8 protein-coding genes are annotated in these 12,168 nt (G+C 58.2%); 6 read left to right on the top strand and 2 right to left on the bottom strand.

Annotated elements, in window-relative coordinates; translation table 11 throughout:
* Positions 1 to 14 precede the first annotated feature (14 nt).
* Positions 15 to 944, bottom strand: a complete 930-nt coding sequence (locus HFP54_RS21415) for a DUF481 domain-containing protein (RefSeq protein ID WP_235952151.1) — start codon at positions 942 to 944, stop codon at positions 15 to 17.
* Positions 945 to 1,406: 462 nt separating this feature from the next.
* On the opposite strand from HFP54_RS21415, the gene HFP54_RS25325 reads away from it, so the two are divergent.
* Entirely contained in the window at positions 1,407 to 2,387 is a 981-nt protein-coding gene (locus HFP54_RS25325; protein ID WP_452094355.1) for a M28 family peptidase, read from the top strand.
* Positions 2,388 to 2,393: 6 nt separating this feature from the next.
* Positions 2,394 to 2,765 carry a hypothetical protein gene (locus HFP54_RS21425; protein WP_168566729.1) on the top strand — a complete coding sequence of 124 codons (372 nt, stop codon included), beginning with the start codon at positions 2,394 to 2,396 and terminating at the stop codon, positions 2,763 to 2,765.
* A 43-nt stretch (positions 2,766 to 2,808) separates the two neighbouring features.
* Here the strand turns inward: HFP54_RS21425 and nifJ are convergent, their stop codons facing one another.
* The gene (nifJ, locus tag HFP54_RS21430; RefSeq protein WP_168566730.1) at positions 2,809 to 6,369 is read right to left on the bottom strand and encodes a pyruvate:ferredoxin (flavodoxin) oxidoreductase; all 3,561 of its coding nucleotides are present in this window, start codon (positions 6,367 to 6,369) and stop codon (positions 2,809 to 2,811) included.
* A 535-nt stretch (positions 6,370 to 6,904) separates the two neighbouring features.
* Here nifJ and pepF point away from each other — a divergent pair.
* From pepF to HFP54_RS21450, 4 genes are all read left to right on the top strand, one after another.
* Positions 6,905 to 8,725: an oligoendopeptidase F gene (gene pepF, locus HFP54_RS21435; protein WP_168566731.1), complete on the top strand. Its 1,821-nt coding sequence runs from the start codon at positions 6,905 to 6,907 to the stop codon at positions 8,723 to 8,725.
* A gap of 2 nt (positions 8,726 to 8,727) precedes the next feature.
* The gene (locus HFP54_RS21440; protein WP_315853956.1) at positions 8,728 to 9,399 is read left to right on the top strand and encodes a DNA-3-methyladenine glycosylase family protein; all 672 of its coding nucleotides are present in this window, start codon (positions 8,728 to 8,730) and stop codon (positions 9,397 to 9,399) included.
* A gap of 85 nt (positions 9,400 to 9,484) precedes the next feature.
* Positions 9,485 to 10,153, top strand: a complete 669-nt coding sequence (locus tag HFP54_RS21445) for an RNA polymerase sigma factor (RefSeq protein WP_168566732.1) — start codon at positions 9,485 to 9,487, stop codon at positions 10,151 to 10,153.
* Positions 10,154 to 10,370: 217 nt separating this feature from the next.
* Positions 10,371 to 12,143 (top strand): arylsulfatase, encoded by a 1,773-nt coding sequence (locus HFP54_RS21450; protein WP_235952155.1) that lies wholly within the window; start codon positions 10,371 to 10,373, stop codon positions 12,141 to 12,143.
* Positions 12,144 to 12,168: the final 25 nt, after the last annotated feature.

Below are 12,168 nucleotides of genomic sequence, written 5' to 3' on the forward strand. Positions count from 1 at the left end.
TTTGCTGATGCCATTCAGAACTTGTACAGCAATAACATCGAGTAATAGACGTCATTGGCCAGCGCGCCTTGCGGAGTGCTGTCGTAGCGGTCGGTCACGGCCAGCTTCAGGCTGAAGTTTTCGGCCTCGTTCAGCAAGATCTCCCACGCCAAGTCGGTGACCAGGCGATAGTCGGAGAAATCTTCCCAACTGGGGAAGTAATCAACCTTGCCCTTCAGTTTGTTGCGCGAATTCAGTTGGTGTTCCGCGTCCAAGCCGAACACGGCCTCCGGAGTCCAGTCGTCAATCGGAGCCCCGAATTCACGCGACGCACCGGCACCGAAACGAGTCACAAACGAAGTTCGATCGTTTCGGATCCAGTAATACCCGAGACCACCGTTCAGGTTCAGACGCAAATCGAAGGCTTTGAAATCGTCATACTCAAAGCCCAACTTGCCGAATGCCGACCAATTGCTGTCACCTAACAAGCGGTCGTAATCGATGTTCAGTCGCGCATTGTCTTCGGTCAGAACGCTGCGGCTGCTGGCTTGGCGGTAATCAAAGTCGATTGCCAGGGTATACGCATCAGTCGCCCGTTTCATTTCCAAGCCGGTTTGGATGGCCAGTGTGTCGGCGTTTCCTTCGCTGCCGTCCAAACCGAACTCCGCGTGGTTTTCCCAACCCTGCGTCATCCACCGCCACGGGTATTGGTACCATCGAATGACCTCCTGCTGCAGCGGCGCCGCCTCGGCCACCGCCTGCGAACCAATGACGGCATCAAAATCGATCGTTTGCCCGTCGATCACGGGTTCCTCCGGCATCGGAACCGGGGTCGGGATTGGTTCGGAAATGATCGGAGCCTGCAACCAGGGCTCGGTCGGCACCGACGTTTGACCGAAGGCCGATGTCGTGCTGGCCAGATTGCCTGAAACCATCAGAAGCGTGACGAATAGCAGAGACGGCAACGAAACCACTCTGTGATCGATTGGTCGGTCCATGACGACACCGGCGTGCTGGATGTGAAACTGTGCAAAGCATTCCCCGGCCTTTTGCGTGCTGGCCGGGCAGGCCCCCCGGTTACCAAATCCATGGTTGCCACGCCAACGCGAATCAGGGCACATTTGAACAGTTTTCCAGACACACCCGTTCGGCTGGTAAACCTGGACTTGGGACCGCCAAACGCCTACGTTTGGCATCGACGAGGCTTCTTGGCGGCCTCCGGAGTCCCCCCAAACGAACCTCCCTTGGCAACCTCAACGCCGGCGGCCGACGTGGCATCGACAAAGACAGCTGGAAAGTCAGAACATTCGCGTGCGGCGGCCGGCCATCGGGCATCCCAGCGTTCCGCCGTTCATGACGCTGGGCCGCACCGATCCAATGACGCGGACGGTTCGGATGCGCGGCCCAACACGCGAAGAGCGACACCGCTGTTGGCCGTCGCCGCAACCTTGGTGGTGGCGGGCATCGCACTGGTCGCGATTGGAATTCAGTCCGGCGGCGGATTGGACAACGACATTGCTGCGGCGCCGGCGCGCACCGCGATCCCGGCACCCTACGATGCGGATCGCGCAATGGGATACTTGCGACAAATCTGTGACATCGGCCCCAGGCCCACGGCCAGTGCCGGCATGGAAACGCAGCAAGCGTTTCTGAAACGTCACTTCGAATCGTTGGGAGGAACGGTTCGCTTGCAATCGACGCGTATCCGGCATCCGGAAACCGGCGATGTCATCCCGATGGCCAACCTGATCGCTTCATGGCACTTGGATCGTCCGAAACGTTTCCTGCTGTGTGCCCACTACGACACGCGTCCGTTCCCCGATCGAGACCGTCGCAATCCCAAAGGTCGGTTTGTGGGCGCCAATGACGGTGGCAGCGGAGTCGCGGCCTTGATGGAACTGGCACATCACCTGGACGAACTGCCGTCGGATGTCGGCGTGGACTTGGTCATGTTTGACGCCGAAGAATTCGTCTTTGACGAACGGCGTGACAAGTACTTTCTGGGTTCCACCTATTTTGCCCAACAGTACCGAATGCAGCCGCCTCAATCGCCGTACACCGCCGGCGTGCTGTTGGACATGGTCGGCGACAAAGAACTAAAGATCTATTACGAACGCAACAGCCTGAAGTACGCCCGCCAAGTGGCACGTCAAATTTGGAACGTGGCGGACGATTTGGGGGTCACCGCTTTTGTCCCACGCAGTCGCCATGAAATTCGCGACGACCATCTGCCGTTGAATCAGATCGCGGGCATTCCGACGGTGGACTTGATCGATTTCGACTATCCCAGGCCAGGACTGGGTGCCCCGCAATACTGGCATACCGAACAAGACATCCCCGAAAACTGCAGCGGCGAAAGCCTGGCCGCGGTGGTTTGGGTCGTGCATCAATGGCTACAACGGCAATAACGCATCATGTTTAGCGGCGGAATCATCCTTTCGGTCACGCTGATATTGTTTGCCGTTTGGCTGCAGTGGAACGAGCGACAGGGATGGCCGGGGGAAGAATCCGAGTACGACGACAAGACGGATGCGGATTATCTGCGTTCGCGTTTTCGCAGCCGGCGCCGGATCCACTGGATCATTGGCGTTTGCGGCCTGTTGATTCTGATTGCAACCGTCAAGGGACCGGAAAGTCGTGCCGTGTGGATCGGTTGTTGGAGCATTGTGATGCTGTGCCTGATCACGGTCGTCGGACTGGCGTTATTGGACGCCGTCCGCACGCACCGGTATCACCGCCGACGTCTGCCAGAATTGCGACGCAAAATGCTGGGCGACGACGATTGATCGTCGCCGTACGCGATGACTCGATCGGACATCGATAAAACCACTACTCGGTTTCGGCGGCCAGCGATTCGTATCGTCGCCACTGTTGATCAATGTCGTCTTGGGCCAGTTGATACAACTGTTCGGCACGCTGGGGATCGGTTCGCGACACGGCGGCAAAACGACCTTCCTGCTTGGCCAGTTCGGCGAACGTGATCTTGGGTTTGCGACTGTCCAGACGAAACGCATTTTTGCCCTCGTCCTTCAAACGCGGATCGTGACGGTACAGCGGCCACAGCCCCGATGCGATGACATCTTTTTGATGTGTCATCCCGGTTCCCATCGCGATGCCGTGAGCGATGCAGGGACTGTATGCAAGGATCAACGACGGTCCGACGAATGATTCCGCTTCGTGGAAGACCTTCATCGTCTGGTTCGGATTGGCCCCCATCGCGATTTGGGCCACATAAGCGTTGCCATAGGACATCGCGATCATGCCCAGGTCCTTCTTGCGTCCGGCCTTGCCGCCGGCGGCGAACTTCGCGGTGGCCGCACGCGGCGTGGCTTTGGAGTTTTGGCCGCCTGTGTTGGAATACACGCCGGTATCCAGCACCAGGATGTTGACGTTGGCACCGGTGGAAATCACATGATCCAAACCGCCGAAACCAATGTCATAAGCCCAGCCGTCACCGCCCACGATCCAAACACTCTTGGGCACCAATGCGTCGGCGCGTTCCAACAGATCTGCGGCCATGGGATCGTCCCCCAAGCCCGACAACGCCTGCTTCAACTGCCCGACTCGCTGACGTTGCTGTTCGACTTGTGCCTCCGGGCCACCATGAAAGGCGATGATCGCGTCGACCAGTTCGTCACCCACCTTGGGTTGCATGCACCGCAACAGGTGTTCGGCCTGTTGCCGTTGGTGATCGATCGACAAGCGTATGCCCAATCCGAATTCGCTGTTGTCTTCGAACAACGAATTGGCCCAAGCCGGACCGCGACCTTCATCGTCGGTGGTCCACGGTGCGGTCGGAAGATTGCCGCCGAAGATCGATGAACATCCGGTCGCATTGGCGATCACGGCACGATCCCCGAACAATTGCGTCATCAGCTTGATGTACGGCGTTTCACCGCAACCACTGCATGCACCGGAGAATTCAAACAATGGCTTCAGAAGCTGAGCTCCCTTGACCGTTGTTTGCTTGACGGAGGATCGTTCGAACTCCGGAATCGATTCGAAGAACCCATAGTTCTTTCGTTCCACGTCGGCATGATCCCGCATCGGCATCATGTCGATCGCCTTGTGATTTTCGATCGTTTTGCTTTTCGCCGGACAAACGTCCACACAAACACGGCACCCCGTACAGTCGTCGGGAGAAACCTGGATCGTCATCGCTTGGCCGGGCGATGCTTTGTCTTTCCAAGCCGCCGACGCGAAGGACTCCGGTGCATCCACCAGCAATTCAGCAGGATAGACCTTGGCACGAATCGCCGCGTGAGGACAAACCAGGGAACACAGCCCACACGCGGTGCACAGATCGGCATCCCAAATCGGTAGTTCTTGGGCGATGCTGCGTTTTTCGAACTTGGACGTCCCCACCGGGAACGTACCGTCGACGGGCAGGGCACTGACGGGTAACAAGTCACCGGCCCCGGCAATCAACTGGGCCGTGACCAGATCAACAAACTCTGTCGTGTCGCCCGAAACCGCGGGCATGGGTTGCAGGGTCGTGGTGACTTCGCCGGGCACCTCGACTTTTTCCAGGCCTTCGATGGCCGCGTCGACCGCGCCAAAGTTTTTCTGAACGACTTCATCGCCGCGTTTGCCATACGTTTTGCGGATGGATTCTTTGATCAAGTCGACGGCTTGTTCGGTCGGCAAAATATCCGACAAGGCGAAGAAGCATGTCTGCATGATCGTGTTGATTCGATTGCCCATGCCCGCTTTCTTCGCGACGCTATAGGCATCCACCACGTACAGGCTTAGGTCTTTGTCCAGAATCTGCTGCTGTGCGGTGGCCGGCAGTTGGTCCCAAACGTGATCGGCGTCGTAGGGGCTGTTCAGCAACACTGTCGCGCCGCGCGAAGCGGATTTCAGCACGTCCAAACGTTTCATGAACGGAAACTGGTTACAGCCGACAAACGTTGCTTCGTCGATCAGATACGTGGAATCGATCGGTTGGGGGCCGAAACGCAGATGGGAAACCGTGGTGGATCCCGACTTTTTGCTGTCGTAGACGAAATAGCCTTGGGCATACAGCGGCGTGTTTTCACCGATGATTTTGACCGTATTTTTGCTGGCCCCGACGGTTCCGTCGCTGCCCAATCCGTAGAAGACGGCGCGTGTAACGGCGTCGGACTCGGTGCAAAAATCGACGTCCCAATCCAGGCTCAACCGGGTCACGTCGTCGTAGATCCCGATCGTGAAATGCTTCTTGGCACTGGTCTGGGTCAATTCATCGAAGACTCGCGCCGCCATGGCGGGTGTGAATTCTTTGGACGAAAGCCCGTAACGACCGCCGATTACCCGTGGCGGATTTTCGGCGCGGTGCCGATGCGTTTCGGTCCACTGTTCGTCCAAGGCGACAACGAAGTCTTGATACAAGGGTTCGCCGATCGCGCCCGGTTCTTTGGTGCGGTCCAGCACGGCGACGCTGTTCACCGTATCGGGCAACGCTTGGATCAAACGTTGCGCGTCCAATGGACGATACAGCTTGACCGACAAGACGCCGACCTTTTGGCCCTGTTGATTCAGACGCTGGACGGCTTCGCGAACGGCGCCGGTGCCGCTGCCCATGATCACGATCACGCGATCGGCATCCGGGGCACCTTCGTATTGGTAAAGGTGATACTGGCGACCGGTCAGTTTGGCGAACTGGTCCATCGTCGCCTGTAACATGTGGCCGAGACCACAGTAGTACAGATTGCCCGCTTCGCGAGACTGGAAAAACACATCCGGATTCTGTGACGTGCCACGGACGACCGGGTGATCCGGCGTCAACGCGCGATCGCGACACGCCGCGACGGCGTCTTCATCGATCATTGCGCGAACGTCGTCTTCACTGATCTGGACGATTTTGGACACTTCATGGGACGTTCGAAATCCGTCAAAGAAGTGCAAGAAGGGCACGCGTACTTGCAGCGTTGCGGCGTGCGAAATCAACGCAAAGTCTTGTGCTTCTTGAACGCCAGCGGAACACAACATGGCCCAGCCCGTCGCGCGAGCCGCCATCACGTCGCTGTGATCGCCAAAGATGGACAACGCGTGTGTCGCCAAGGACCGTGCGGCAACGTGGAAAACGGTGGGCAACAACTGTCCGGCGATCTTGTACATCTCCGGAATCATCAGCAGCAAACCCTGCGACGCGGTGAACGTCGTTGACAATGCTCCGGCCTGCAGCGCGCCGTGAACTGTGCCGGCGGCACCGGCTTCGCTTTGCATTTCGATCACGGTGGGCGAAACACCGAACACGTTCCGTTTGCCCTGGCTAGTCCATTGATCCGCCAATTCCCCCATCGACGACGCGGGGGTGATGGGATAGATCGCGATCACTTCGCTGGCCAAGTGAGCGATTCTGGCAACCGCTTCGTTGCCATCGACGGTTACATACTGCGGTTCGGACATCGTTTGATCTGACCTTTCATCCGACGGCTTCGGGGCACCTGCGAAATCGGAAGGGAAACTTCCGAGATCAACACGAATCACATGAGACGTGCTGGCGGTGTGGGGAATGCCGAGACACGACGCACCATAGGAAATGCCCGCGATCGATCCAACCGTGCAAAACGTCACACCCCCGAGTCGAGACGCGTGCGATGACGACCAATCCACTGATGCCGGTGGTTCCTATGGCAGTGTTCACATTAGCGAACCGAGCCATCGTACGTGTTCGGTTTCCACGCGACGAATGATCAAACAAATCCCGGTGCGACAAAACGCATCAGGAAATTCCGTTCGCGGGCCGACAGATTCCCGTGGAAATTGCACCCCGGCGTCGAACCATTGCCGCCACCGGATAATCGTCCGCCGCAGACATGCCTCTGCGGGGCGCCAACGATTGATCACCGCTTCAGAGGGTGCGACAGCCTGACACAGATGTTGTAAAACCAGCCGCTTGAATCGAATCCCACGAAAGTGAACCCTTCCGAATCCGATTGCCATGTCCTCATCATCTTCGACCATGCCGACCGAATCGCTGCCACAACGCCAAGACGTCCCGGCCGAACACTGTTGGGATTTGAGCAGCCTGTACGCCGATGCCCAAACGTGGGAAGCGGACTTTGCCAAGCTGGACGGGATGATCGAAACGTTCGCGACCTTTCAGGGACGTTTGGGGGAATCCACCGACACCTTGGTCGCGGCTTTGGATTTCGACCGCGACTTTGATCAGATCGCCGAGCGGCTGGGAACGTACGCGTTTTTGAAGACGACCGAAGACCAGACCGACAGCGATGCGCAGGCGATGAAGTCGCGTTTCCAAAACTTGGCCGTTCGTGCGGGCCAGGCGGCCAGCTTCATGCGCCCCGAATTGCTGGCAATTGATCCGCAACGCATGGACGAATTGATGGACGATCCGGCGGTGCAGCCGTACCGTTTGCAGCTGGAACGAGTGCTGCGATTTCGTCCGCACACCCTGAGCGATCGCGAAGAACGTTTGTTGGCGATGCAGGGCGAAATGGCTTCGGCCGCCGGCAATGCGTTCCGCCAATTGAATGATGCCGATTTGAAATTCGGGCACATCACTGATCACAAGGGCCGCCGGCAAGAGCTATCACACGCCAGCTTCGCACAGTTCTTGCAAAGCCCGGATCGTGGCGTGCGAAAGGCCGCATTCAATCAATATTACGAACAATTCCAAGCACACGAAAACACGTTGGCCGCAACCCTGGCCGGCAGCGTCCAGCGAGACGTCTATTACGCTCGTGCGCGCAATTACGAAAGCAGTTTGGAATCCGCGTTGTTCCCCGACAATGTGCCGACGGACGTCTATGACAATTTGATCACTGCGGTTCGCGGCGCCTTACCGGCCGTGCACCATTACTTTGATGTCCGGCGCCGCAAAATGGGGTTGGACGATCTGCACCACTATGACACCTACGTGCCGATTCTTAGTGATGTGGAAAAGCACCACACTTGGGACCAAGCGGTCGATGTTGTTCTGAAATCGCTTGCACCCTTGGGCCAATCCTATGTCGACACGTTGGCCGAAGGCTTGCGTGGCCGATGGGCCGACCGGTTCCCCAATCGCGGAAAGCAAAGCGGCGCGTTCAGCTGTGGCAGCTTTGACGGCGACCCCTACATTCTGATGAACTTCAAAGAAGAAGTCCTGAATGATGTCTTTACGTTGACACACGAAGCCGGCCACTCCATGCACAGTTGGTACTCGGCATTGGAGCAGCCGTTTCAGTATTACAACTACACGATCTTTGTGGCCGAAGTCGCCAGCACGTTCAACGAACAATTGTTGACTCGTTACATGCTGGACCATGCGGCCGACGACAACGAGCGTGCGTACTTGATCAACAACGAACTGGACAGCATCCGCGCAACAGTGGTGCGTCAAACCATGTTCGCGGAATTTGAAAAGAAGACGCATGAAATGTGCGAGGCCGGCGAACCCTTGACGGTCAAATCGCTTCGTGCCGCCTATCGTGAATTGTTGGACGCCTACTTTGGCCCTGATTTCGTCATCGACGAATCCTTGGAACTGGAATGCTTCCGCATCCCACACTTCTATCGTGCGTTCTATGTGTACAAGTACGCCACGGGCTTGAGTGCCGCCGTTGCATTGTCCACTCGCGTGCTGGAAGGCGGCGAGCAAGAACTCGGTGACTACCTTTCGTTCCTTAAAGGCGGATGCAGCAAAGACCCGCTGGACCTTTTGCGTGACGCCGGCGTCGACATGACGCACCCGCAACCGGTGCAGACCACGCTGGATCGCTTCGCAGCGTTGACGGCGGAATTGGACCAGTTGGTGTAGGCGTGAAGGACGATGTCGGATCGGGCGATCGGCCACCACGTCGCCTGGACGCAACGACGATTCGGGTTGCGGCCGAAGCGATTGCCGACGGCGATCCGGTGATGGCCGCAGTCCTGCAGACGCACGGCCCGCCACCGCTGTGGAAACGTCCGCAAACATTCAGGACGTTCGTCCGCATCATCTTGGAACAACAGGTATCGCTGTCTTCGGCGCGGTCGACCTTCCAGCGTTTAGCCCGGTCGATGCCCGACGGAGTCACCGCGACGCGGGTCGTGGCGGCCGGCCAACCGGGATTGCAGGCGGTCGGTTTCAGTCGCCAGAAGTCCCGCTATGCCGTTTCGCTTGCCGACGACGTGATCGCCGGTCGCTTTCGCATTCCGGCTTTGCGAACGATGCCGGACGACCAAGTGCGCCGCCAGATCACCGACCGTCTGGGGCTGGGTGATTGGTCCGCGGGGGTCTATCTGATGATGGCGATGCTGCGTCCGGACGTGCTGCCCCACGGCGACTTGGCCTTGGTGAAGGGGTTGGCCGAGTTGGACGACGGCGTCTACGGCGATCCCGTCGAACTGGAAAGACGCACCGAATCTTGGCGTCCGTTCCGCAGCGTCGGCGTGCGGATGGTCTGGCAAGCCTATCTGGCCCGCCGCAATCAGCGGTTCCAACCGACGTGAATCCGTCTTTTCTGGACGGGAATTTCGAGCATCCCATCAGCCACCCGCAGTGGCGAAAACACCGCTTACCGGTTAGCGTGTGGGCATGAACGACACCAGCGGCCATGACGTCGATCGCTTTCTGATCCAGCAAATCCGCCAAGGCGATTCGGACGCCTGGGCCAAGCTGATCGAGCGCTACGAGGGTCGGCTGCTGGCCTACACCGACAGCCGCATTCGAAACCGGGCGACCAGCGAAGACATCGTCCAAGAGGCCTTTGTCGGATTCCTGGTCAGCCTGCCGAATTATGACGGCGCGCGGCCGCTGGAAAGCTATTTGTTTTCCATTTGCGCCTACAAGCTGACCGACCACCTTCGCCGCGAAGGCCGCCGACCCGCGTTGCAACTGCACGCACGCGGCAGTGACGACGCCAGCCGCGCGATCGAACCGGTCGGTTCGGCGCGCGTGGCCAGTTCGATTGTCCGCAGTGTCGAGCGTAAGCGAATCGAGGAACAGGCCGTTCGCCAGGCGATCGAAGAACAGATCGCTCGTTGGAAGGAATCGGGAAATTTCGTCAAGCTGAAGGTCTTGGAACTGTTGTTCGTCACCGGCATGCCCAACAAGCAGGTTGCCGAGACGACGGGCACGACCGAACAGCAGGTCGCCAATTACAAGAGCGATTTTTTGCTGCGGATCAAATCGATCGTCAAACGCCAGGACTTGGACGATTCGGTGTTTCCCGAACTGACCGGCGACGAATCGGGATCGGCTTGAGGTCGGTCACTGGCAAAACCTGCACGGAATCGAAAACAGGCACGGTGGCGGCCATGGACCGGTGGCGGCAATCCAACGGTGGCATGCGACCGACGTGGCCAGGGACTAGAATTGCGGCTTCTCCCACCTCCGATCGATCGCCTGCCTGGCGATCGTCGGCGTTCCTGTCCAACGGAAACGCCCACGGAATTGCCCCTTTCTTTTGGCCTAAATTCCCATGCGACATTTGTTTCTAGCCCTGGCGATGGCCGCGATCACGCTGGCGTGCCAGGCCGCGGACCGTCCCAACGTTGTCCTGATCATCACCGATGACCAGGGTTATGGTGACCTGTCATGCCACGGCAACCCGGTGCTGAAGACGCCGGAACTGGATCGCCTGTATGCCGAATCGGTTCGCTTGGCGGATTACCACGTTTCGCCAACATGTTCGCCGACGCGATCCGCTTTCTTGACCGGACACTGGACCAATCGCACCGGTGTTTGGCACACGATCATGGGGCGGTCGATGCTGCGTGACAACGAAGTCACGATGGCCGACGTCTTTTCCGATTCCGGATACAAGACCGGAATGTTTGGCAAGTGGCACCTGGGCGACAACTATCCCTATCGACCACAAGACCGCGGTTTCGACGAAGTTCTGTGCCACGGCGGTGGCGGCGTCGGCCAGACCCCGGATTACTGGGACAACGCTTACTTTGACGGCAGCTATTACCACAATGGTGCCCCCAAACCGGTGGAAGGGTTTTGCACCGATGTTTTCTTTGGTCATGCCAAGCAATTCATCAAAGAATGTCACGATGACGGCCAACCGTTCTTTGCCTATATCGCACCGAACGCTCCACACGGACCAATGCATGCACCGGAGGAGTTCAGTGCTCCGTATGCGGATCAAAGCGTATCGCTGGCGAACTTCTTCGGGATGATCGCCAACATCGACCATAACGTTGGTCAACTGCGGGCTTACTTGAATGATCTGGGACTGACCGAAAACACGATCTTCATCTTCACGACCGATAACGGATCATCATCGGGATGGAAATTGTTCAACGCCGGGATGAAGGCGGGCAAAGGCAGCGAGTATGACGGCGGCCACCGTGTTCCGTTCTTTATTCGCTGGCCTGGTGGCGGTTTGACCGGTGGAAAAGATGTCCAGCCGATCACGGCCCATGTCGACGTCTTGCCCACATTGATCGATCTGTGTGACTTGACGACACCATCGGGTGTGAAATTCGACGGAACCAGTTTGACGGGACTGTTGAGCGATCCCAGTACGGCGAAAGATTGGCCGGACCGAATCTTGGTCACCGATTCGCAACGGGTCAAAGACCCGATCAAGTGGCGCAAGTCCAGTGTCATGACCACACAGTGGCGGCTGATCAATGGCAAAGAACTGTATGACATTGCGTCGGATCCTGGACAGACCACCGATGTCGCACCGCGGTATCCCGATGTCGTATCGCGTCTGACCGATTTTTATGAACGCTGGTGGGCCGAACTGGAACCGACGTTCGCGCAATCGACGTACATCGCGTTGGGTGCCGAACAAGCCCCGATTGTTCGATTGACCTGTCACGACTGGATCACAACCGGCAGCACGCCGTGGAACCAGGCTCACGTGCGATCGGCCGTCAACGGCGACGCCAATACAGGATTTTGGAACGTCGACGTGGCCGAAGCGGGCGAGTACACGATTCGGCTGCGTCGCTGGCCCGAGGAAGCGGATCGGGCGATCAATGCATCGCTGCCGCCCGGAGCCGACGTGCCCGGTGTGGCCGCGTACCGTACCCGGCCCGGCAAGGCGATTTCACCGGTGAATGCTAGCGTCAAAATCGGCGAATCGACGGCGGAAACCTCGGTGAAGCCGGGCGACAAAGAAGTCGTTTTGACGATGCAATTGCCGGCCGGCCAAACCCAAATGTCGGCCCTGTTCGAAACCGCCGAGGGTGAAGTTTTTGGTGCGTACTATGCGTACGTTTCGCGAAATCCCTAGACTTTCCCCTATTGTGCCGTCAGCG

It is taken from the genome of Crateriforma spongiae (assembly GCF_012290005.1).
In the GTDB taxonomy this organism is placed as follows: domain Bacteria; phylum Planctomycetota; class Planctomycetia; order Pirellulales; family Pirellulaceae; genus Crateriforma; species Crateriforma spongiae.

What these genes read in the sequence shown, in the direction of transcription:
- HFP54_RS21445 (WP_168566732.1), top strand. Translation starts at nt 9,485, where the DNA reads ATGAACGACACCAGCGGCCATGACGTCGATCGCTTTCTGATCCAGCAA.
- pepF (WP_168566731.1), top strand. Translation starts at nt 6,905, where the DNA reads ATGTCCTCATCATCTTCGACCATGCCGACCGAATCGCTGCCACAACGC.
- HFP54_RS21425 (WP_168566729.1), top strand. Translation starts at nt 2,394, where the DNA reads ATGTTTAGCGGCGGAATCATCCTTTCGGTCACGCTGATATTGTTTGCC.
- HFP54_RS21450 (WP_235952155.1), top strand. Translation starts at nt 10,371, where the DNA reads ATGCGACATTTGTTTCTAGCCCTGGCGATGGCCGCGATCACGCTGGCG.
- nifJ (WP_168566730.1), bottom strand. Translation starts at nt 6,369, where the DNA reads ATGTCCGAACCGCAGTATGTAACCGTCGATGGCAACGAAGCGGTTGCC.